This is a genomic window from Acidovorax sp. CCYZU-2555 (assembly GCF_018413525.1).
Classification (GTDB): Bacteria; Pseudomonadota; Gammaproteobacteria; order Burkholderiales; family Burkholderiaceae_C; genus Comamonas.
Genome location: NZ_JAHCDD010000014.1, coordinates 57,783 through 80,467, shown reverse-complemented (window position 1 = coordinate 80,467; position 22,685 = coordinate 57,783). Strand labels below are relative to the sequence as shown.

Below are 22,685 nucleotides of genomic sequence, written 5' to 3'. Positions count from 1 at the left end.
GATCGCTGAAGGGGGTGATGCGTGCTGTGCACAAAAGGGACCGCGAGGTCCCTTTTTTCATGGCGCCGAATGCGCTTTACTTGCCGCGCCTGGCGGCGGCATCGCACCAGCGCTGCGCGACCTGGGGCGTGGTCATGCAGACTGTCTCGTGGGTGGCCGTGGTCACGGCGCGCTCGAGCAGCTGGATGTCGGCTTCGTGCTGGCGTGCGACATGCGGGTCCTCGAAGAAGATCACGCGCTGGCAGCGCCGCTCGAGCACCAGATCGGCAATCTGCGCATCGCCGCCCAGCGGGCCGCTCTGGTAGCGGTCCACCCATTGGCGGTCGGCGGGCCAGCCTTTGCTCCAGGCCATTTCATTGAGCTTTTGGCCCGTAGTGCCCGTGCCCACGCGGCGCGCGAAGCGCGACAGCAGCGCAAAGTTGCGCTCGGCAAAGTCGAGCATCGCGGGCTTGAGCGCATCGTGGGCAATCAGCGCCAGCGTCTGCGACTCGAGCGCGTAGAAGCGCTTGGCGCCGCTGTCGGGCACGAAGCCGCGGTGCAGGCGCTCGACTTCGATCCAGTCGCGCGCCGAGGCCACAGTCGACAGGAACGGCTTGCCATGGATCACGCACTGGCGCTTCAAGGCCAGTGCTTCGGGAAAGATCGACGACGGGTCCACGGGATCGATGAAATAGATCGCGCCGTCGAGCCGGCGCTCATCTTCCTCCAGGCCCACGACTTCGGCGACCAGCTTCATCAGCCCGCCTTCGCGGCCATAGGGGTAGCGGCGCATGCCGGAATACGCATTCAGCATGCCTGCCGCCTGGATCGCATCGTAGGTGCGTCCCACGGCATGCAGGCCGAGCTGGAGTTCGCGTATGCCGGACTCGCAGGCGCGCAGCCACGAGAACAGGGCCGCGTCGTCGGCCTGGTGGTGAAGACGGTTGGCAGCTAAACCCAAGCGCATAGATCTCTCTCGAAAAAACAGCCGGATACAGACCGATTCCCCTGATTGGGTCGGCCAATAAGCAAGAGCATATCCTTGAATGCCTGCGCCACGTTCAACCTCATCCCTCCTATGCGCCCTGCCCGCCTTGTTCTTGCCGCCGTCTGCTGCACCCTGCTGGCGACGAGCGGCTGCGCGCTGCTCGACGCCAAGCAGCGCGAATGGATCTTCCAGCCGAGCCAGCGCAGCTGGCAGAACGCCGACATGGCGGGCATGGAAGACATCTGGATAGATTTCGACTCGCGCCTGAGCGGCGAAGCCGTGCGCCTGCACGCGCTGTGGCTGCCGGCGAAGAACGCGGCGGCACCCGTGCTGCTCTATCTGCACGGCGCGCGCTGGAATGTCTCGGGCTCGTCGCAGCGCATTCGCCGCATGCAGTCGCTGGGCTTTTCGGTGCTGGCCATCGACTACCGCGGCTTCGGCCAGAGCAGCGCCGGGCTGCCCTCGGAAAAGCTGGCGATCGAGGACGCGCGCGCGGCCTGGGACTGGCTGGCACGACAGCATCCGCAAAACGACCGCTATCTGTTCGGCCACTCGCTGGGCGGTGCGATCGCGATCGCGCTGGCCAGCGAAGTCGATGACGAGCGCGGCACGCTGGTCGAAGGCACGTTCAGCCGCATGACCGATGTGATCGGCAGCATGCGCTGGGGCTGGCTGCCCGTGGGCCCGCTGCTCACCCAGACCTTCGATTCCCAGGCGCGCGTGGCGCGCATAGGCTCGCCGCTGCTGGTGGTGCATGGCAGCAGCGACCGGCTGATTCCGCCGGCGCTGGGCGAGCAACTCTATGCGGCCGCGCAATCGCCCAAGCGCTGGGTGCTGGTCGAGGGCGGCAGCCACCACAACACCAATGCCGTCGGCCTGCCCCAGTACCGCGTGGCGCTGCAGGAACTGTTCGACTTGCAGGCGCCCTGACATCGCGCGCGCGCCGCCTGGCGTCTGCTACGCTTGCCGCCTATGCGCGCGTGCGCGCCCTGCCCTGTGTGGCGCTGGGCGCGGGCGCGGCACTCCCGCTTCCTCGATGAGCTTTTCGGCCCCGCCCCTTGCGGCCGGGCCGCTGTTTTGTGACTATCAGCGACATGACCGCCTCCCCTCTTCTGCCCTGCATCGCCATCGCCGGCCCGACCGCCTCGGGCAAGACCGCGGCCGCCATGGCCCTTGCGGCCGTGCTGGGCGCGCGCGGCCAGGCCGTGGAAATCATCAGCGTCGATTCGGCGCTGGTCTACCGCGGCATGGACATCGGCACGGCCAAGCCATCGGCCGCCGAGCAGGCCGCCGTGCCCCACCACCTGATCGATATCCGCGACCCGCTGCAGGCCTATAGCGCCGCCGAGTTCGTGCAGGACGCGCAGCGCCTGATCGACGAAATCCGCGCGCGCGGCGCGCTGCCGCTGCTGGTCGGCGGCACCATGCTCTACTTCAAGGCCTTGTTCGACGGCATAGACGACATGCCCGCGGCCGACGCCGCGGTGCGCGCCCAGCTCGAGGAGCGCGCGGCGCTGATCGGCTGGCATGGCATGCATGCCGAACTCGCCCAGGTCGACCCCGAGACCGCGGCGCGGCTCGCGCCCGGCGACAGCCAGCGCATCCAGCGCGCGCTCGAAGTCTGGACCATCTCAGGCCAGCCGCTGTCGCACTTCCACACCCGCGCGCGCACGGCCGAAGCAAGCGCGCCGGCCATCGCCACGCTGTTCTCGCTCGAGCCTACCGAGCGCAGCTGGCTGCATGCGCGCATTGCGCAGCGCTTCGACGCCATGCTCGACGCCGGTCTGGTCGCCGAAGTCACGGGCCTGCGCGCCCGCGGCGATCTGCATGCCGAGTTGCCGTCAATGCGCTGCGTGGGCTATCGCCAGGTCTGGGACGAAATGGACTGGCAGACGCGGCGCGGCGGCGACCTCAACCGCCACCTGCTGCGCGAAAAAGGCATTGCCGCGACGCGCCAGCTCGCCAAGCGCCAGATCACCTGGCTGCGCAGCATGCCGCAGCGCCAGGTGATTGCCTGCGATGCACCTGGAGCGACGCCGGCGCTGGTGCAGGCCGTGCTCGACCATCTGGCCGCGCACAAGGGCTGAGCCCCAAGCCATGAACTCCGCGCAGCGCCCCGCCGCCCCGGCCATCTCCGTGGAGAACCTGGCCAAGCACTATGCGGGCGCGCCCGTGTTCAGCGCGGTGTCGTTCGACGTCGCTGCCGGCGAAATCGTCGCCATCGTCGGCGAGTCGGGCGTGGGCAAGTCGACACTGCTCAACTGCCTGGCCGGGCTGGACCATTGGGATGCAGGCCGCATAACGCACGACGGCGCCGACCTGGGAGCGCTCAGCGATGACCAGCGCGCCGTCTGGCGCCGCGCCCATCTGGGCTTTGTGTTCCAGGCCTTCCATGTGCTGCCGCATCTCGATGTCGCGCAGAACGTGGGCCTGCCGCTGATGCTGCTGGGCCGCCACCAGGAAGCCGCTGCGCGCGTCGCAGCCATGCTGGACGCGGTAGGCCTGGGCGGGCTGGGTGCGCGCCTGCCGCAGCAGCTCAGCGGCGGCCAGTTGCAGCGCGTGGCGATTGCGCGCGCGCTGGTGCACCGCCCGCGGCTGCTGCTGGCCGACGAACCCACGGGCAATCTCGACCCGGCCACGGCCACGCGTATTCTTGATCTGCTCACATCCCAGGCGCGCGCGGCCGGCGCCGCGCTGGTGCTCGCCACCCATTCGCGCGACGCCGCGCAACGCGCCGACCGCGTGCTGCAATTGCGCGCCGACGGCATGGCTGCGGCCTGACGACCCTCATTCGATGGTCAGTCGCCGGGTCTGTGCGCCCTGCTTCTTGGGCAGCGTCAACGTCAGCACGCCGTTGTCATAACGCGCCCTGGCCTGGGCCGCGTCGATCTCCTGCGGCAGCTGGAAGCTGCGCTCCACCGCGCCATAGAAGCGCTCGCTGCGCAGCAGCTTGTCGTCCTTGGTCTGCTCATCCTTTTGCGTGACTTCGGCACGCAGGCTCACCACGTTGCCGTCGATGGCCACCTGGATGTCCTCCTTGGCGACGCCAGGCACTTCCGCGTGCACGGTGTAGGCAGCTTCGTTTTCCTTCACATCGACCTTGATCTGCGAAGGCGAAGGCAGCGGATCTCCGTGCAGCGGACGGATATAGAAACCAGGGTTCACATCCTTGAAGAATTCGTCGAGCAAACCACCACGACCCATCAATGCGTTCATGACATTCCTCCTTCAGACAGCACGCGCGCATGGCCGGCGTGCAAGGCCTGGCCGCTGGCAGCACATGGCTGCGGGGCCTGCTGTTAAATTGTGGTCCTGCGCGCCGTTTTTTCAAGGATCAACGCACAGGCCTCAGGCCTATCCAGGCCCTGACTGGCACGGGCCGGCACGTAGCGCCCACATCCTCTGACGCCTTTATCCATGTTTGCCCTGCTGCGCACTTTTTCCCTGCAGGAACTGCTGCACCACCCCTGGCGTACGGCCAGCGCGCTGATTGCCGTGGTGCTGGGCGTGGCGCTGGGGTTCGCGGTGCATGTGATCAATGCCTCGGCGCTCGACGAGTTCTCGCGCGCCGTGCGCAGCGTGCAGGGCCAGCCCGATCTGGAACTGCGCCCGATGCAGGGCGCGCTGCCCGAACAGCTCTATGCGATGGTGGCGCGCCATGCAGAGGTGGCCCACGCCGCCCCCTGGCTCGAGGCTTCGGTACAGGCACAGCGCGGGACAGGCAGCCCGGTCACGCTGCGGCTGCTGGGCGGCGATGCGCTGCAACTGGCGCCCATGGCGCCGGCGCTGATGCCGCGGCTTTTTGCCGGCCAGGACAGGCTCGATCTGTTTGCCCCGGCCACGGTGTTTCTCAACGCCGCGGCGCTGCAGGCGCTGAACTTGAACGAAGCCCAGGCGGCCGGCGCGGAACTCTGGTGGCGGCTGCCCGCGCCCAGCGGCGCAGCGGCGTCGGCACCGGTCGCGGTGCGCATCGCGGGCACCGTCGCCGCCAGCGGTCCGCCGCTGGCGTTGATGGATATCGGCGCAGCGCAGGATCTGCTGCAGCGCTGGGGCGAGATCAGCCGCGTCGATCTGCTGCTGGCGCCGGGCGCCGATGCCGACGGCCTGCTCACGCAGCTGCGCGCCATGCCGGGCTGGCCTGCGGGCGTGCTGGCCAGCGTCCCCGGCAACGAGCAGCAGCGCGTGGCGCAGATGTCGCGCGCCTACCGCGTCAATCTGACGGTGCTGGCGCTGGTGGCGCTGTTCACGGGCGCCTTCCTGGTGTACTCGGTGCTGTCGCTGAGCGTGGCGCGGCGCGCGCCGCAGTTTGCGCTGCTGGCGGTGCTGGGCCTCACCGCGCGCCAGCGCCTGGCGCTGGTGCTGGCCGAGTCGGCCGTGCTGGGCTTGCTGGGCAGCGTGGGCGGCATTGCGCTGGGCCTGGGCCTGGCCGCACTGGCGCTGCGGCTGCTGGGCGGCGATCTGGGCGGCGGCTATTTTGGCGATGTGCAGCCGGCGCTGCAGTGGAGCGGCGCCGCAGCGCTGGTGTTCGCAGGCCTGGGCCTGGCGGCGACGCTGGCCGGCGGCTGGTGGCCGGCGCGCAGCGCGCAGCGCCTGCCCGCCGCGGCCACGCTCAAGGGCCTGGGCGCGCTGCAGATTCCGCAAGCCGGCGCGCGCCTGCCGCTGCTGCTGCTCGCGGCCAGCGCGGGATTGGCCTGGTTGCCGCCGATCGCCGGCATTCCGCTGGCGGCCTATCTCTCGGTGGCCCTGCTGCTGCTCGGGGGCATGGCCGCACTGCCCTGGCTGCTGGGCCGGCTGCTGCGGCGCCTGCCGGAGTTTGCGCACCGCCGTCCGCTGTGGCTGCTGGCGTTCGAACGCGCGCGGCGCATGCGGGCCAGCGCCAGCGTGGCCGTCGGCGGTGTGGTCGCGAGCCTGAGCCTGGCCGTGGCGCTCACCGTGATGGTCAGCAGCTTTCGCGGCTCGATGCTCGAATGGCTCGATACCGCGCTGCCCGCGCCGGCCTATGTGCGGGCTGCGGGCGGCTCGGGCCAGGGCGATGCGGGCCTGCGCGAGGCGCGACTGGTCGATGCGGTGCGCGCACTGCCCGGCGTGGCGCGCGCCCAGGCCCAGCGCAACGCCAGCCTGGCGCTGGACAGCGCCCAGCCGGCCATGGCCTTGCTGGTGCGCCCCTTGCTCGGCGCACAGGCCCAGGCCCTGCCCTGGCTCGCGCCGCCGCTGGCCGTGCCGCCGGGCCTGATTGGCGTGCATGTCAGCGAAGCCGCTGCACAGTTGTACAGCCTGCAACCCGGCCAGCCCTGGCCCGCGCTGCAGTCCGCATTTCCCAAGGCGGCCCGGTTCTTTGTGGCCGGCATCTGGCGCGACTATGTGCGCCAGTTCGGCGCCGTGGCCATCGACAGCGGCGACTACCTGCGCCTCACGGGCGATGCCCGTATCTCGGAAATCGCGCTCTGGCCCGCAGCCGATGCCGATCTGGCCGCGCTGCAGGCGCAGATCCAGGCGCTCGCGCCCACGCATGGCCCGCTCGAATGGGTCAGCAGCGAAGGCCTGCGCGAACGCTCCATGCGCATCTTCGACCGCAGTTTTGCCGTCACCTATTGGCTGCAGGCCGTGGCCATAGGCATAGGGCTGTTCGGCATTGCCGCGAGCTTCAGCGCCCAGGTGCTGGCGCGGCGCAAGGAGTTCGGTCTGCTCAGTCATCTGGGCCTCACGCGGCGCCAGATTCTCGGCGTCGTCGCCGGCGAAGGCGCGGTCTGGAGTGCGCTGGGTGCGCTCGCCGGCACGGTGCTGGGCCTGGGCGTGGCCGTGATCCTGGTGCATGTGGTCAATCCGCAGAGCTTTCACTGGACCATGGAGCTGCGCCTGCCCTGGCTGCGCCTGGCGCTGCTGGCGCTGGCCGTGACGGCCGCGGGCACGCTGGCCGCCTGGCTCGCGGGCCGGGCCGCGGCCGGGCGCGATGCGGTGTTGGCCGTCAAGGAAGACTGGTAGCGGCGCGGATTCACGCCAGTGTCACGAACGCCCGCTACAACGCAGGCTTCGACCACTGCATCCGCTCCTACCTACCATGGCTTCTTCCCTGCGCTCGCTTCCTGCCCACACCCGTCTGTTCGCGTTGAGCGTTCTCGCCACGGCCCTGCTGTCTGCCTGCGGCGGCAGCGACGGCACGCCGGAAGCTGTCGTCACGCCCCCGCCCGCCGTGGAGGCCACGCCCCTGACCGTGGCGCTGGAGAAGATAGGCACTTACGCGACCGGTGAATTCGTCAAGAGCGCGGCCGAAATCACCGCCTACGATGCCGCGAGCAAGCGCAGCTTTGTGGTCAACGCGCTGGCCGGCGCCGTCGACGTGCTGGACCTGAGCAACCCGGACAAGCCCGTCAAGGTCGGCCGCATCGAAGGCACGGCCGTGCTCGCCGGCGCGGAAATCAACAGCGTGGCAGTGCGCAGCGGCATCGTCGCCGTGGCGATGCAGGCTCCCGTGAAAACCGACAACGGCCGCATGGCGCTGTACGACGCGAGCACGCTGGCCTTGATCAGCCAGATCGAGATCGGCGCCCAGCCCGACATGGTGACGTTCACGCCCGACGGCAAGTATGTGCTGGTGGCCAACGAAGGCGAACCCAGCGATGACTACCAGATCGACCCCGAAGGCTCGGTCAGCGTGATCGACGTGACCGACGCCAAGAAGCCCGTGGCGCGCACCGCCGGCTTCACGCAGTACAACGGCCAGGAAGCCGCGCTGCGCGCGCGCGGCGTGCGCATCTTCGGCCCCAAGGCCACGGCCGCGAAGGACTTCGAGCCAGAGTACATCGCCGTATCGGCCGACAGCCGCACGGCCTGGGTCACGCTGCAGGAGAACAACGCGCTGGCGCGCATCGACCTGGCATCGGCCAAGGTGATCTCGGTGACCGCGCTGGGCTACAAGGACAACAGCCTCGAAGCCAACGCGCTCGACATCCAGGACGAAGACGGCAAGATCAACATCACCACCTGGGGCGGCCTGCGCAGCCTCTACATGCCCGACAGCATCGCGGCCTACGACGCGGGCGGCAAGACCTACCTCGTGACCGCCAACGAAGGCGATGCGCGCACCTGGGGCGAAGACAATCCGGCCTACGTGAACGGCGACACCAGCAAGGGCTTCATGGAGGAATTCCGTGTCAAGCACCTGACCAATGCCAAGGGCTGGAGCGCGCGCAAGGGCGACGACCTGCCGGCCCACCTGAACGCGCTGGCCGCGGGCGGCCTGCTCAACCCCGCCACCTTCGCCTACTGCGGCGCGACCGCGGGCGCACCGGGCAAGTGCCGCGACGACGATGTGCTGGGCCGCCTCAAGGTCACCTGGACCCAGGGCTACCAGCAGAACGCCGACGGCACGCCCATCCTGTACACCGCCGCGGGCGTGGCCAGCCCCACGGGCGACCGCATGATGTACGACAACCTGTACGCCTTCGGCGGCCGTTCGTTCTCGATCTGGGACGAGAACGGTGCCCTGGTCTGGGATTCGGGCGCGGCGATCGAGAAGTTCCTCGCGAGCGACGCGTGCAAGCTCGGCAGCGCGCGCAGCATTCCCTGCAAGACCTACTTCAACACCGGCCACGACGAAACCGCCACGCTGGATGCACGCAGCAGCGCCAAGGGTCCGGAGCCAGAAGGCCTGACCGTGGGCAAGGTCGGCGACAAGACCTTCGCCTTTGTCGGTTTGGAGCGCATGGGCGGCGTGCTCGTCTATGACATCACCAACCCCAAGGCACCGGTGCAGATGGACTACCTGAACACGCGCGAAGGCTGGGATCTGGACCCCGAGAAGAACCTCGACAAGGTCGGCGATCTGGGCCCCGAAGGCCTGCACTTCGTGCCCGCAGCCTCGTCGCCCAACGGCAAGCCGCTGCTGATCGTCGGCAACGAAGTGAGCGGCACGACCGCGATCTTCCAGCTGAAGATGACCTACTGATAGCCGGCATCGACGGCGGGCTTGCGCTACATTGGCAGACGCCATGTCTGCTCCACGCCCGCCGTTTCTCGACTCCCGCCGCCGCTGGCTGACCCAGGCCGCGGCCGGCGTCGGTGCGCTGGCATTGCCAGCGACCGGCAGCGCTTTGCCCGCGCGCACGCTGGAGTTTCCACGCGACTTCGGCAGCCACCCCGATCTAGCCACCGAGTGGTGGTACATCACCGGCCAGGTGCAGGCCCAGGGCCGGCTGCTGGGGTTCCAGCTCACATTCTTCCGTTCGCGCGTAGCTTCCACGCAGAATCTGCGCTCGGCCTTTGCCGCGCGCCAGTTGGTGTTCGCGCATGCGGCGCTCACGGATGTCGCGGGCCAGCGTCAGCTGCACGCGCAACGCAGCGCGCGCGAAGGCATGGGGCTGGCGCAGGCACGCGCTGGCGATACCGATGTACAGCTCGGCAACTGGTTTCTGCGCCGCACGCCAGCCTCCTGCGGCTCCGCCATGGAGGCCAGCCGCTATGCCGCGCATATCGCGGGCGATGGCTTCGATCTCGCGCTGCAGCTCGCGACCACCCAGCCCGTGCTGCTCCAAGGCCAGGCCGGCCTGTCGCGCAAGGGCCCCGACACCGCCCAGGCCAGCTATTACTACAGCCAGCCACAGCTGGAAGTGTCCGGCAGCATCACGCTCGATGGCCGCGAACTCGCCATTGACAGCAAGGCCCACAACCGTGCCTGGCTGGACCACGAAGTCAGCGACGCGCTGATGCACCCCGAAGCCCAGGGCTGGGACTGGATAGGCATGAATCTCGATGATGGCAGCGCGCTCACGGCCTTCCGCCTGCGCCGGCCCGACGCCAGCAGCCTCTGGGCCGGCGGCTCCTGGCGCGCGCCCGGCCAGGCCGCGCGCATCTTCGGCGCCGAGGAAGTGACGTTCACGCCCCAACGCTGGTGGACCAGCCCGGCCAGCGGCGCGCGCTATCCCGTCGAATGGCTTGTCTCCACGCCCGCGGGCAGCTGGCGGGTGGCGGCCCTGCTCGACGCCCAGGAACTCGACAGCCGCGCATCGACGGGAACGATCTACTGGGAAGGCCTATGCGATCTGCGCGCAGCCGATGGCGGCGCGCTGCGCGGGCGCGGCTATCTCGAAATGACGGGGTATGCCGCAAAAATCAGGCTCTGATCAATCCTGAAGATAGGCCTGATAGGTTCCATACAGTTCGTCAAAAGCTTCTTGGTCAGCGAGTTTTTTCAACTGCGCGGAAATTTCCGTGTCCTTGAACAAGTCATGGCACAGATGGCACTGGTCCACATAACCCAGAGGCTGGGGCACGAAACCCGCGGCCTGGGCGCTGGCAACAAATGAGATGGGCCCCTTCTCCCACAGCTTGCGCATCACGGGCGAATGCGCATAGCGGCGCGCAACCACCTGCTGGTTTTCCGCAATCGTTCCCATCTCCAAGGCCTTCAGATGCCCGGCCGTGTTGCAGCAGGGAATGTAGCGGCCATCGGCAGACACCGACAACACCGCATTGGGACAGGTGCCCTTGGGCAGCTTGCTGCGCAATATCAGCGCACTGCGCTTCATTTTCTCGGCCCGCCCTACGGGATGGCAGGGAATCTCCCGGCAGGTGATATTCACCAGATCGTCGGCATGCTTCTCGATGAACTCGAACATGCGCTCGGTCTTTCTGGTGGCCACATACTGAATCTCGATTTCGAGGTGCGCCTCTATGCAGGCATTCACCGCATGGATCACGCATTGGTCGTCGATGTACTTCTTGTGGAAGGTGTCCGTGGAAGCCACCAGCTTGTGCACGCCCGCATTCTTGACCAGCCGCACGATGCGCCTTGCCTCAGCCATGTCCTGCGCCCAATGGCAGTTCGTGTTGACCGACACCCGGCCACCCTTTTGCACCGCGTAAGCGACGATCTCCAGAAGATCCGCCAGGTGGAGAAATGCCTCGCCTCCAGACAGGCCGATACTGGGCTTTTTTCCATCCAGAAATGCGCCATCAATGATCCTCTTGATGTCGCTGTTGGACATCACCCGCGCCTCGGTGGGCGAGGATGAGACCGCGCAATGCGCACAGGACGCATCGCAGGTATTCCACAGAAGAATGCCGAGGTTCACAGCTGTCACTCCTCGGGCGACTGCTGGTAGATATGCACCCACTTGGAATGGTGATCGCCGCAGTTCGAAAGCGGCTTGCTCCAATCAATGGACTTGAGCGCGGCCTTCTCTTCATCGGTGAGGTTGTACTGATCGATGATCTCCGCGAAATCACGCGCCAGTTCGGTTCTGAATTCAGCATCCGCGATGGCCTTGCGTATGATTTCCTTGACTGCGTTTTCGGACATATTTTTCCCCCGTTGAAAAACAGAGTTCATCGTATGTCTGGGAAAAATCCGGTCATGGATGCAAACACGAATGGGCAAGGCGCGGAGATCCCTGGCCAGGATTGCAGCGCCGGCCGCTGGCGCGAACAAGCCGCATGTCTTACGCCCGCAGCGCAGCCATGCGGCCTCGCGCCCTGCATGCGGCGCCGCTGCAAACCGGCATGCGATGGAGATCGATCCCGCAAGCGCCACGATGCCTGTGCTGAATCGGCAACATGGCCCGGAACGTCATCAAATGGGTCGCCCAAAAAAATGCCCCGATCGCCGGGCAAGACCGGGCGATCGGGGCAGCATGCCGAATGCAAGTCGCGGGCGTCTAGGCCTTCTTGCGCGCCAGCCAGGCATTGATCTCGCCCATGATCCCGCGGCGGAATGCCAGCACGCAGACCACGAAGATCAAGCCGGTCACGATGGTCACCGACTCACCCAGCGTGTTGAACCATTCGAAGCCCGTGATGCGGCCCAGGAAGGTGCCGAATTCGCCGATCTTGTTCTCGATCAGCACCACCACCGCCGAGCCCACGAGCGGACCCGACAGCGTGCCCAGCCCGCCCATCAGCGTCATCAGCACCACATGGCCCGACGTGGTCCAGTGCGCATCCGACAGCGTGGCAAAGCCCAGCACCACGGTCTTGAGCGAGCCGGCCAGGCCGGTCAGCGCGGCCGACAGAACGAAGGCCAGCAGCTTGAAGCGCGTGGTGTCGTAACCCAGCGAAATCGCGCGCGGCTCGTTTTCCTTGATCGCCTTGAGCACCTGGCCGAACGGCGAATGCACGGTGCGCACGATCAGCAGGAACGCGGCCACCACGATCACCAGCACCACGTAGTACATGGTCAGGTCGTTGGCCAGATCGATCAGGCCGAACAGCTTGCCGCGCGGCACGCCCTGCAGGCCGTCTTCGCCGCCGGTGTAGGGCACCTGCAGGCACACGAAGAACACCATCTGCGCAAGCGCCAACGTGATCATCGAGAAATAGATGCCCTGGCGGCGGATCGCGAGCCAGCCGAACAGCAGGCCCAGCAAGGCGCCGCCCAGCGTGCCGGCGAGCATGCCCAGCTCGGGCGACAGGCCCCAGATCTTCATGCTGTAGCCGGTGATATAGGCGGCCGTGCCGAGAAAGGCCGCATGGCCGAATGACAGCAGGCCGGTATAGCCCAGCAGCAAATTGAAGGCCGCGGCAAACAGTGCGAAGCACATCAGCTTCATCACGAATACCGGGTAGGCACCGGCGAACGGCGCGACGATCAGGGCCAGCAGCAGCAGGCCGTAGCCTATCTTGGCAAGAAGCTTGGTGTTCATGTTGGCGGCCCCTTATTTTTCTTTGCCGAACAGGCCGGCGGGGCGAATCAGAAGAACGATGACCATGATGACGAACACCACGGTAGAGGAAGCCTGAGGGTAGAAGACCTTGGTCAGGCCCTCGATCACGCCCAGGCCCAGGCCGGTCAGAATGGCGCCCATGATCGAGCCCATGCCGCCAATGACCACCACGGCAAACACCACGATGATCAGGTTCTGGCCCATCAGCGGCGTGACCTGGTAGACCGGCGCCGCGAGCACGCCGGCGAAAGCCGCCAGGCCCGCGCCGAACGCGTAGGTCAGCGTGATCATCACCGGCACATTGACGCCGAAGGCTTCGACCAGGCGCGGGTTCTCGGTACCGGCGCGCAGGTAGGCGCCCAGGCGCGTCTTCTCGATCACGAACCAGGTGGCAAGGCATACGGTGACCGATGCCAGCACCACCCAGGCGCGGTAATTGGGCAGCATCATGAAGCCCAGATCGGTCGCGCCTTCGAGCAGCTCGGGCGTGTCATAGCCCAGACCCGACACGCCATAGACCGAGCGGAACACGCCTTCGATCAGCAGCGACAGGCCCAGCGTCAGCAGCAGCCCGTACAGATGATCGAGGCGGTAGATCCAGCGCAGCAGAAACCGCTCTATCAACACCCCCAGCAAGCCCACCAGCAGCGGCGACACCAGCAGCATCACCCAGTAGTTGATGCCGAAGTAGTTCATCGCCATCCAGGTGCTCACGGCCCCCAGCATGAACAAGGCCCCATGTGCAAAATTGATCACGTTGAGCAGGCCGAAGATCACGGCCAGGCCCAGACTCAAGATCGCATAGAACGAGCCGTTGACCAGCCCCAGAAGGAGCTGGCTCATCAGGCCCGGCAAAGAAACACCTAGAATTTCCATGGGGTATACGCGAAAGGGTGAGAGAAGAAAGCGCAGCTAGAAGCAGCTCACACGGCCCCGGGAAGGGCCGTGCCGGGCACGCTTATTTCCAGAGCGCGCACTTGGTTTCGGCCTTGGTGGTGAACACCTGGTTGCCGGGCAGTGTCGACAGCACCTTCAGGTAGTCCCAGGGCTTCTTCGACTCGGCGGGCGACTTGACTTCGACCAGGTACATGTCGTGCGCATAAGTGCCGTCGGGACGGATGCTGCCCTTGGCATAGAAGTCCGACAGCGGCGTGCTCTTGAGATAGGCCATGACCTTGTCGGCGTCGGTGGTCTTGACCGCCTGCACGGCCTTGAGGTACTGCGTCACGGCCGAGTAGTCGGCGGCCTGCACGTCGGTAGGCATGCGCTTGGTCTTGGCGAAGAACTTGTTGGCGAAGGCGCGCGACGCGTCGTTCATGTCCCAGTACCAGCTGGTCGTGTGCAGCAGGCCTTCGGTGTTCTTCAGGCCCAGGCTGTGGATGTCGGTCAGGAACACCAGCAGGCCCGCGGTCTTCATCGTCTTGTTGATGCCGAATTCCTTGGCCGCCTTGATGGCGTTGATGGTGTCGCCGCCGGCATTCGCCAGGCCCAGGATCTGCGCCTTGGAAGCCTGCGCCTGCAGCAGGAACGACGAGAAGTCCGAGGCGTTGAGCGGATGCTTGACACCGCCGAGCACCTTGCCGCCCTTGGCCTTGATCACGGCCGTGGTGTCGGTTTCGAGCGCCTGACCGAAAGCGTAGTCGGCCGTCAGGAAGAACCAATCCTTGCCGCCGCGATCGACGACCGCGCCGCCCGTGCCCTTGGCCAGCGCCACGGTGTCATAGGCATAGTGCACGGTGTAGGGGTTGCACTGCTCGTTGGTCAGTGCGGAGGAGCCCGCGCCGTTGTTGAAGTGCACGCGCTTCTTTTCGTTCGCCACTTGCGACACCGCCAGCGCCGTGCCCGAGTTCGTGCCGCTGAACACCAGCGTCACGCCCTGCGTGTCAATCCATTCGCGCGCCTTGCTGGCCGCGATGTCGGCCTTGTTCTGGTGGTCGGCGGAGACCAGCTCGATGGGCTGGCCCAGCACCTTGCCGCCGAAGTCATCGATGGCCATCTGCATGGCCAGCGCGCCGTTCTTGCCCTCGACGTCGGCATACAGGCCCGACATGTCGGTCACGAAGCCGATCTTCACTTTTTCCTGGGCCTGGGCCAACGGGGTCACCAGACCTGCAGCAGCCAGTACGCAAGCCAGTGTGGTCAACGAAGTCTTCATGGGAATATCTCCTGGATGGATAAAGGCGAGGACAGAGAATCAACGGGGCCGCGCGCGGCGCGGACACCCACAAAACACCGGGCTACACACCCAGCAATTCATTGAGGACCGGCATCTTGGCCTGGAGCTCGGCGGCGCCGAAGCGCTCGACGATGCGGCCGTGCTCCATGACGTAGAAACGATCGGCCAGCGGCGCGGCGAAGTGGAAGTTCTGCTCGACCATGACCACCGTGTAGCCCTTCTGGCGCAGCGCGGTGATCATGCGGGCCAGCGCCTGCACGATGACCGGCGCCAGGCCTTCGGAAATCTCGTCGAGCAGCAGCAGCCGCGCGCCGGTGCGCAGGATGCGCGCCACGGCCAGCATCTGCTGCTCGCCGCCCGACAGGCGCGTGCCCTGGCTGTGGCGGCGCTCGGCAAGATTCGGGAACATCGCGTAGATTTCCTCTACCGACATGCCCTTTTCGCCGGTCTTGAGCTCGGGCGGCAGCAGCAGGTTTTCCTCGCAGGTCAGGCTCGCGAAAATGCCGCGCTCTTCGGGGCAGTAGCCCAGGCCCAGGTGGGCGATGCGGTGCGTGGGCATCTGTATGGTTTCGACGCCATTGACCTTGACCGAGCCCTTGCGCGCGCCCGTGAGCCCCATGACCGCGCGCAGCGTCGACGTGCGGCCCGCGCCGTTGCGCCCCAGCAGCGTCACCACTTCGCCGGGCTGCACCGTCATGTCTACTCCGTGCAGCACATGCGATTCGCCGTACCAGGCCTGCAAGCCCTTGATTTCGAGCGCGGGCTGGCCCGCGTTGGTCTTGTTTTCGGCCATGTCAGTGGGCTCCCTGCAGTTGGCCGTCGGTGGTTCCCATATAGGCTTCCATCACTTTGGGATTGCTCGAGACTTCCGCATACGGGCCTTCGGCCAGCACCGCGCCGCGCTGCAGCACCGTGATGCAATCGGCGATGCTGGACACCACTTTCATGTTGTGCTCGACCATCAGAATCGTGCGGCCTACCGAGACTTTCTTGATCAGCTGGGTCACACGGTCCACGTCTTCATGGCCCATGCCCTGGGTGGGTTCGTCGAGCAGCATCAGCTCGGGCTCCATCGCCAGCGTGGTCGCGATTTCGAGCGCGCGCTTGCGGCCATAAGGCAGGTTCACCGTGAGTTCATCGGCCAAGTGTTCGAGGTTGACTTCGGCCAGCAGCGCCATTGCGCGGTCGTTGAGCTGGTCCAGCGACTTCTCGCTGCGCCAGAAATGGAAGGCCGTTCCCAGTTGCCGCTGCAGGCCCACGCGCACGTTCTCGAGCAGCGTGAGGTGCGAGAACACCGCCGAAATCTGGAAGGAGCGAATCACGCCCAGGCGCGCGATCTGCGACGGCTGGGCACGCGTGATGTCCTGGCCGTTGAAGCGTATGCTGCCCGACGTCGGTTCGAGGAACTTCGTCAGCAGGTTGAAGCAAGTGGTTTTTCCCGCGCCGTTCGGTCCGATCAGCGCATGGATGGCGCCGCGGCGGACCGACAGGTTTACATCGCTGACCGCGGTGAACCCCTTGAACTCTTTGGTCAGGTGGCTGGTCTCAAGAATGACGTCGCTCATGTGCGCTCTGGCCGCTCCGGTGGATGCTGGAAAACCGTCCCGGGTATGCCATCTGGCAGTCCCGGGGGGATATGCATCGCATCGTATGCCGCAGCCTCTCGGCGAACACTGGGGCAACTACGCCCGTACAAACGCTTAAGCGCCTGCGCAGCGCGCAAAAGCAATTTGCATTGATATGGGAAACACTGGCTTGCAAGCGAAGTGCCCGCCAACATCAGACGAGCGGTGCGGCCCTAAAAATGTTGCCGAGATTGATGCAAAACAACATTTCCGCAGGTGGAAAGGCCGGAAACAGACGCTGAGGCGACAATTTAGCCGCATTGCCGCAGGCTACTGCAGCGTTTCCTTGGCGCCGTCGCTCAACGCCAGCGGCAGCACGCCTATGCCCTCTTCAATCAGCGCCACCGCATCTTCCACGCTGGCCTGTCCGCGAATGGCGCGCTCCTCGATTTCGCCATGATGCATGCGGCGCGCTTCATCGGCAAAGCGCGCGCCTACATCTTCGGTCTTGGCAATGAGTTCGCGCGACATGCGCAGCCAGGCGGCCTGCAGGGCCTGGCGTGACGGTGCAGCGGCGGGAGTAGAGGAGGAAGATTCGGCCGCGGGGCGTGCAGCCGGCGCGGAGGCGCCCAGGTTCAGGCGCGGTGCGCTCAGGCGCTTGTCAATCTGGGAGTCGCCGCACATCGGACACAGCACGAGGGCGCGCGCCTTCTGCGACTGGAAATCGTCTTCCGACGCAAACCAGCCTTCGAAGACATGGCCGTGCTGGCAACCGAGATCAAGGACCTTCATGGCGAATTACCGGGCAGGCCCAGCCGTCCTATTGACGTCGCTTGACCAAATAACGGTAGATGAAGCCGGGAAAGCCCAGCGTCAGAAACAGTGTAGCGGTGATCGCATAAAACTCCCAGCCCTGGGGCGCGATCTGGCCGACACGGCGCTCGAGCAGCAGCGCCAGGCCGCCGACGAGGAAATACAGCAGCAGCATCTCGAACAAGCGCATGGGCAGCGGCTTGCGCCCGGCCGCGACCGGGCCGACGATGAACCAACGGTGATTGATAAATGGCAAATTGGCGGCCACCAGGGCCGCCAATATCACCAACCAGATCGATGCCGTCTGTGTCACGGAAAACCTTCACAACAAATCAGGGCCAGGCCGCTGAAACAGGCATGCCCCAACAAAGGGGCAGCGAGAAAGGGAGCAGACGGCGCCGGCCGCCCGGCGATGCGTCTCAGGGGGTGCCTTTTTATGACGCCAGGGCGCGCACGATGGCGTCAGCGCACAGCGACATCAGGCCGCCGGGCAGCAGGCCCAGGCCCAGCACCAGCGCGCCGTTGATCGACAGCACGACGCGCACGTCGAGCGGTGCCGACACGCTGGTCGCGGTGATGGGTTCGTCGAAGTACATGACCTTGACGACGCGCAGGTAGTAGAACGCACCGATCAGCGACATCACCACGGCGAACACGGCCAGGGCGATGTAGGCGGTCTCGCCCGAAGCGATCAGCGATTGCAGCACCGACAGCTTGGCGTAGAAGCCGACCAGCGGAGGAATACCGGCCATCGAGAACATGCAGATCGCCATCACGCCGGCATACAGCGGGCTGCGCTGGTTGAGGCCGGCGAGATCGGAGATCTCTTCGCTTTCGAAGCCTTCACGCGCCAGCAGCAGCACCACACCGAAGGTGGCCAGCGTGGTCAGCACATAGGTGATGACATAGAACATCGCCGAGCTGTAGGCGTTTTCGACGGTGGCGGGATCGACATGGCCGTTGACCACGCCCGACAGCAGACCCAGCAGCACGAAGCCCATCTGCGAGATCGTCGAATAAGCCAGCATGCGCTTGAGGTTGCTCTGGCCAATGGCCGCGAGGTTACCCACCAGCAGCGAGCCTATGGCCAACACCGCGAGCATCTGCTGCCAATCTATTGCCAGCGGCAGCAGGCCATCGACCAGCAGACGGATGGTGATCGCGAAAGCCGCAAGCTTGGGCGCGCCGCCGATCAGCAGCGTGACCGCCGTGGGAGCGCCTTGATAGACGTCGGGAATCCACATGTGGAAAGGCACGACACCCAGCTTGAACGCCAGACCGGCGACGACGAACACCAGGCCGAAGACCAGCACTTGATGGCGGATTTCGCCCGAATTGATGGCCTTGAAGACCTGGCCGATATCGAGCGAGCCCGTGGCGCCGTAGAGCATGGACATGCCGTACAGCAGGAAACCGCTGGCCATCGCGCCGAGCACGAAATACTTCATCGCGGCTTCGACGGCGGCTTCGTTGTCGCGGCGCAGCGCGACCAGCGCATAGCTCGACAGCGTCAGCAGTTCCAGGCCGAGATACAGCACCAGGAAGTTGTTGCCCGAGATCATGATGAACATGCCCAGCAGCGCGAGCATCGACAGCGTGAACAGCTCGCCGCCGCGCAGCATGTCGCGATCGGCGGCGTACGGCCGGCCGTAGACCAGCGTCACCATCAGTGCAACGGTGGCGAAGCACTTGAGCCAGTTGCCCATGGCATCGCTGACCACCATGTTGCCCCAGCCGTAGAAGGTTTGGCCGCTAGAGGCATAGAAGCCTTGCAGCACGGCCACCACCGCCAGGGTCAGCAGCGTCAGCACATAGGTAGCGGTGCGACGCGGGCTGTTCACGCCCAGGTCGACCAGGGCGATCACGCATGCCATGACCAGGAGAATGATCTCCGGGTAGATCGCAAGCCAGCTGATGTTGTCAATCATCTCGAGTCTCTCAGTTCAGTCTGGTCAGGGAAGCTTGGACAAGGCGACCTGCTGCAACAGCTGGGCCACGGAAACGTCCATCACATCCGTGAAGGGCTTGGGGTACACGCCCATGTAGAGCACGGCCACCGCGAGCACCGCCATCACGAGGAATTCGCGGGCGTTGAGGTCGGTCAGGCCACGCACGTTGTCGTTGGCGATAGGGCCCAGATAGACCCGCTTGTACATCCACAGCGTGTAGCTCGCACCGAAGATCAGCGCCGTGGCAGCGCCCAGGCCGATCCAGAAGTTGAACTTCACGGCACCCAGGATCACCATCCACTCGCCGACGAAACCGGCCGTCGCGGGCAGGCCGCAATTGGCCATCGCGAAGAACAGCGCGAACGCGGCGAACTTGGGCATGGTGTTGACCACGCCGCCGTAGGCAGCGATTTCACGCGAATGCACGCGGTCGTACAGCACGCCGATCGACAGGAACATCGCGCCCGACACAAAGCCGTGGGCAATCATCTGCACCAGACCACCGGACACGCCCAGGTCGTTGAAGATGAAGAAGCCCAGGGTCACGAAGCCCATGTGCGCGACGGACGAATAAGCCACGAGCTTCTTCATGTCCTTTTGCACCAGAGCGACCATGGCCACATAGATCACGGCGACCAGCGACAGCGCGATCATCAGCCAGGCCCATTCGCGCGCGGCGTCCGGAGCGATGGGCATGGAGAAGCGCAGGAAACCGTAGGCACCAAGCTTGAGCATGATCGCCGCCAGCACGGCCGAACCACCGGTAGGCGCTTCGACGTGAACGTCGGGCAGCCAGGTGTGCACCGGCCACATCGGCACCTTCACGGCGAAGGCCGCGAAGAAGGCGAAGAACAGGAAGGTCTGGGCCGAGGCCGACAGCGGCATCGCGTACCAGGTCTTCAGATCGAAGCTGCCGCCCGACTGCACGTACAGATAGATCAGCGCGATCAGCATCAGCAGCGAGCCGAGCAGCGTGTACAGGAAGAACTTGAACGCGGCGTAGATCTTGTTCGGGCCGCCCCAGATACCGATGATCAGATACATCGGAATCAGCGTGGCTTCGAAGAACACGTAGAACAGCATGCCGTCGAGCGCGCTGAACACACCGATCATCAGACCCGACAGGATCAGGAACGCAGCCATGTATTGGTTCACGCGCTCGGTGATCGACTCCCAGGAAGCGATCACCACGATCACCGTGATGAAGGCCGTCAGCGGCACGAACCAGAACGACAGACCGTCAAGGCCCAGGTGGTAATTGACGTTGAAGCGCTCGATCCAGAGCACTTTTTCGACGAACTGCGCGGCGGCCGTGCCGTTGTCGAACCCTTGATACAGCGGCAGCGTCACCGCCAGGCCGACCAGGGCACCGACCAGCGCGAGCCAGCGCACGGCACGTGCGTGCTCGTCGCGGCCCAGGGCCAGCAGCAGGACACCGAATGCGATCGGGGTCCAGATGGCAAGACTCAACAAACCCATTTTTGTTCTTCCTTACTTGTTGAGCCACACGAAGTAGGTCATGAGCAGGAAGATGCCCAGGATCATGACCAACGCGTAGTGGTAGATATAGCCGGTCTGCAGGGCACGGGCCCAGGCAGCGATGCGCGCAACGACCTTCCAGGAACCGTTGACCACGGCGCCATCGATGATGGCCTGGTCGCCGACCTTCCACAGCAGGTTGCCCAGGCAACGGGTGCCGCGGGCCAGCACGTTCTCGTTGAACCAGTCCAGGTAGTACTTGTTCTCGAGCAGGTTGAAGATGGGCATGCACTTGCGCTTGATCGCCGTCGGCAGCGCCGGGTTGACCATGTACATGTAGTACGACAGTGCCACGCCGGCCAGGGCCAGCCAGAACGGTGCAGTTTGCAGACCGTGGATGGCCATGGCGAACGCACCGTGGAAGATGCCTTCGATGCCGGCCATCGCGCCATGCTTGGTGCCGTCGACGGTGATCACACCGTCGAAGAACGAGCCGAACAGCATGTGGTCGATGGTGAAGAAACCCACGAACACCGAAGGAATCGCCAGCAGCACCAGCGGCACGGTCACGACCCAGGGCGACTCATGCGGCTTGGCATCGTGGCCATGGCCATGGCCGTGGTGGTCGTCATGCGCATGTGCGTCATGGTGGTCGTCGTGGTGCGCGTCCGGGTTCTGGTCGTAGCGTTCCTTGCCGTGGAAGACCAGGAAGTACATGCGGAACGAGTAGAACGCGGTCACGAACACACCGGCGAGCACGGCGAAGTGCGCGAAGCCGGCAGCAGGCAGTTGGCTGAAGTGCACGGCCTCGATGATCATGTCCTTCGAGTAGAAGCCCGAGAACAGCGGCGTGCCGATCAGGGCCAGCGAGCCCAGCAGCGAAGTGATCCAGGTGATGGGCATGTACTTGCGCACGCCACCCATCCAGCGCATGTCCTGGTTGTGGTGCAGGCCCATGATGACCGAACCGGCGCCGAGGAACAGCAGTGCCTTGAAGAACGCGTGGGTCATCAGGTGGAACACCGCGACCGAGTAGGCCGAAGCGCCCAGCGCGACGGTCATGTAGCCCAGCTGCGACAGCGTCGAGTAGGCGACCACGCGCTTGATGTCGGTCTGGATGATGCCCAGGAAACCCATGAACAGCGCGGTGATGGCACCGATGATCAGGATGAAGTTCAGCGCGGTGTCCGACAGCTCGAACAGCGGCGACATGCGCGACACCATGAAGATGCCGGCCGTGACCATGGTCGCGGCGTGGATCAGCGCGGAGATGGGCGTGGGGCCTTCCATCGAGTCAGGCAGCCAGACGTGCAGCGGGAACTGCGCCGACTTGCCCATCGCACCGATGAACAGGCAGATGCAGATCACGGTGATCAGCATCCAGTCCGTGCCGGGGAAGCTCAGGGCACCTAGCTCCTGCGACTTGGCGAAGATCTCGGTGTAGTTGAGCGTGCCGGCGTAGGCGCCGATCAGGCCAATGCCCAGGATGAAGCCGAAGTCACCGACACGGTTGACCAGGAAGGCCTTCATGTTGGCGAAGATCGCGGTCGGCTTGTTGTACCAGAAGCCGATCAGCAGGTACGACACCAGGCCCACGGCTTCCCAGCCGAAGAACAGCTGCAGCAGGTTGTTGCTCATCACCAACATCAGCATGGAGAAGGTGAACAACGAGATGTAGGCGAAGAAACGGTTGTAGCCGTCGTCTTCCTTCATGTAGCCCATGGTGTAGATGTGCACCATCAGCGAGACGAAGGTCACGACGACCATCATCATCGCGGTGATGCTGTCGACCATGAAGCCGACTTCCATCTTCAGGCTGCCGACCTGCATCCAGGTGTAGAGCGTTTCGTTGAAGCTGGCGCCGTCCATCATCACGCTCTTGAGCGTGAGGGCGGACAGCACAAAGGCGATGAACACGCCGAGGATGGTCAGCGTGTGGCTGGCTGCGCGGCCGATGCGGTTGCCGCCGAAGGCCGTGCCGAACAGGCCGGCGAGCGCAGAGCCCACCAGCGGTGCCAGGGGCACGGCCAGCAGGGTGGATGCGGAGAGGGTTTGACTCATTCTGGAGAACCTTGCAAG

At 65.3% G+C, this 22,685-nt stretch carries 20 protein-coding genes; 6 read left to right on the top strand and 14 right to left on the bottom strand.

Annotated features, from left to right (window positions below; translation table 11 throughout):
* Positions 1-76 precede the first annotated feature (76 nt).
* Positions 77-946 (bottom strand): methylglyoxal synthase, encoded by an 870-nt coding sequence (locus KHY18_RS07340; protein WP_213296938.1) that lies wholly within the window; start codon positions 944-946, stop codon positions 77-79.
* Between the two features lie 111 nt (positions 947-1,057).
* On the opposite strand from KHY18_RS07340, the gene KHY18_RS07335 reads away from it, so the two are divergent.
* From KHY18_RS07335 to KHY18_RS07325, 3 genes are all read left to right on the top strand, one after another.
* Positions 1,058-1,897, top strand: coding sequence for an alpha/beta hydrolase (locus KHY18_RS07335; protein ID WP_213296936.1), 840 nt, complete (start codon positions 1,058-1,060; stop codon positions 1,895-1,897).
* Positions 1,898-2,061: 164 nt separating this feature from the next.
* Complete coding sequence (gene miaA, locus KHY18_RS07330) at positions 2,062-3,054, top strand: tRNA (adenosine(37)-N6)-dimethylallyltransferase MiaA (RefSeq protein WP_213296920.1); 993 nt, start codon at positions 2,062-2,064, stop codon at positions 3,052-3,054.
* Positions 3,055-3,064: 10 nt separating this feature from the next.
* Positions 3,065-3,748, top strand: coding sequence for an ABC transporter ATP-binding protein (locus KHY18_RS07325; RefSeq protein ID WP_213296917.1), 684 nt, complete (start codon positions 3,065-3,067; stop codon positions 3,746-3,748).
* A 6-nt stretch (positions 3,749-3,754) separates the two neighbouring features.
* On the opposite strand, the gene KHY18_RS07320 is transcribed toward KHY18_RS07325, so the two are convergent.
* Positions 3,755-4,183: an Hsp20/alpha crystallin family protein gene (locus tag KHY18_RS07320; RefSeq protein WP_213296914.1), complete on the bottom strand. Its 429-nt coding sequence runs from the start codon at positions 4,181-4,183 to the stop codon at positions 3,755-3,757.
* Positions 4,184-4,384: 201 nt separating this feature from the next.
* Between KHY18_RS07320 and KHY18_RS07315 the strand changes: the two genes are divergently transcribed.
* From KHY18_RS07315 to KHY18_RS07305, 3 genes are all read left to right on the top strand, one after another.
* On the top strand, positions 4,385-6,949 hold the full coding sequence (locus tag KHY18_RS07315) for an ABC transporter permease (RefSeq protein WP_213296911.1): 2,565 nt from the start codon (positions 4,385-4,387) through the stop codon (positions 6,947-6,949).
* 76 nt (positions 6,950-7,025) lie between these two features.
* Complete coding sequence (locus tag KHY18_RS07310) at positions 7,026-8,912, top strand: choice-of-anchor I family protein (protein WP_213296897.1); 1,887 nt, start codon at positions 7,026-7,028, stop codon at positions 8,910-8,912.
* 43 nt (positions 8,913-8,955) lie between these two features.
* Positions 8,956-10,086 (top strand): lipocalin-like domain-containing protein, encoded by a 1,131-nt coding sequence (locus KHY18_RS07305; RefSeq protein WP_213296894.1) that lies wholly within the window; start codon positions 8,956-8,958, stop codon positions 10,084-10,086.
* On the opposite strand, the gene KHY18_RS07300 is transcribed toward KHY18_RS07305, so the two are convergent.
* The 12 genes from KHY18_RS07300 to nuoL all read right to left on the bottom strand — a co-directional run bounded on the left by KHY18_RS07300 (position 10,087) and on the right by nuoL (position 22,667).
* Positions 10,087-11,037 carry a radical SAM protein gene (locus tag KHY18_RS07300; RefSeq protein ID WP_213296891.1) on the bottom strand — a complete coding sequence of 317 codons (951 nt, stop codon included), beginning with the start codon at positions 11,035-11,037 and terminating at the stop codon, positions 10,087-10,089.
* Between the two features lie 5 nt (positions 11,038-11,042).
* Positions 11,043-11,495 carry an Os1348 family NHLP clan protein gene (locus tag KHY18_RS27345; RefSeq protein ID WP_213296862.1) on the bottom strand — a complete coding sequence of 151 codons (453 nt, stop codon included), beginning with the start codon at positions 11,493-11,495 and terminating at the stop codon, positions 11,043-11,045.
* 124 nt (positions 11,496-11,619) lie between these two features.
* On the bottom strand, positions 11,620-12,603 hold the full coding sequence (locus tag KHY18_RS07290) for a branched-chain amino acid ABC transporter permease (protein WP_213296859.1): 984 nt from the start codon (positions 12,601-12,603) through the stop codon (positions 11,620-11,622).
* A 12-nt stretch (positions 12,604-12,615) separates the two neighbouring features.
* A complete protein-coding gene (locus KHY18_RS07285; protein ID WP_213296856.1) occupies positions 12,616-13,500 on the bottom strand; it encodes a branched-chain amino acid ABC transporter permease in 885 nt (294 codons plus the stop codon).
* 82 nt (positions 13,501-13,582) lie between these two features.
* Positions 13,583-14,779, bottom strand: coding sequence for an ABC transporter substrate-binding protein (locus tag KHY18_RS07280; RefSeq protein WP_213296853.1), 1,197 nt, complete (start codon positions 14,777-14,779; stop codon positions 13,583-13,585).
* A gap of 82 nt (positions 14,780-14,861) precedes the next feature.
* Positions 14,862-15,593, bottom strand: coding sequence for an ABC transporter ATP-binding protein (locus KHY18_RS07275; protein ID WP_213296850.1), 732 nt, complete (start codon positions 15,591-15,593; stop codon positions 14,862-14,864).
* Position 15,594: 1 nt separating this feature from the next.
* Complete coding sequence (locus KHY18_RS07270) at positions 15,595-16,365, bottom strand: ABC transporter ATP-binding protein (RefSeq protein ID WP_213296847.1); 771 nt, start codon at positions 16,363-16,365, stop codon at positions 15,595-15,597.
* 330 nt (positions 16,366-16,695) lie between these two features.
* Entirely contained in the window at positions 16,696-17,157 is a 462-nt protein-coding gene (locus KHY18_RS07265; protein ID WP_213296844.1) for a DUF1178 family protein, read from the bottom strand.
* 28 nt (positions 17,158-17,185) lie between these two features.
* Positions 17,186-17,491, bottom strand: a complete 306-nt coding sequence (locus KHY18_RS07260; RefSeq protein ID WP_213296841.1) for a DUF2818 family protein — start codon at positions 17,489-17,491, stop codon at positions 17,186-17,188.
* Positions 17,492-17,612: 121 nt separating this feature from the next.
* The gene (gene nuoN, locus KHY18_RS07255) at positions 17,613-19,106 is read right to left on the bottom strand and encodes an NADH-quinone oxidoreductase subunit NuoN (RefSeq protein ID WP_213296826.1); all 1,494 of its coding nucleotides are present in this window, start codon (positions 19,104-19,106) and stop codon (positions 17,613-17,615) included.
* Positions 19,107-19,130: 24 nt separating this feature from the next.
* Positions 19,131-20,606, bottom strand: a complete 1,476-nt coding sequence (locus tag KHY18_RS07250; protein ID WP_213296823.1) for an NADH-quinone oxidoreductase subunit M — start codon at positions 20,604-20,606, stop codon at positions 19,131-19,133.
* A 12-nt stretch (positions 20,607-20,618) separates the two neighbouring features.
* Positions 20,619-22,667 (bottom strand): NADH-quinone oxidoreductase subunit L, encoded by a 2,049-nt coding sequence (nuoL, locus tag KHY18_RS07245; protein ID WP_213296820.1) that lies wholly within the window; start codon positions 22,665-22,667, stop codon positions 20,619-20,621.
* Positions 22,668-22,685: the final 18 nt, after the last annotated feature.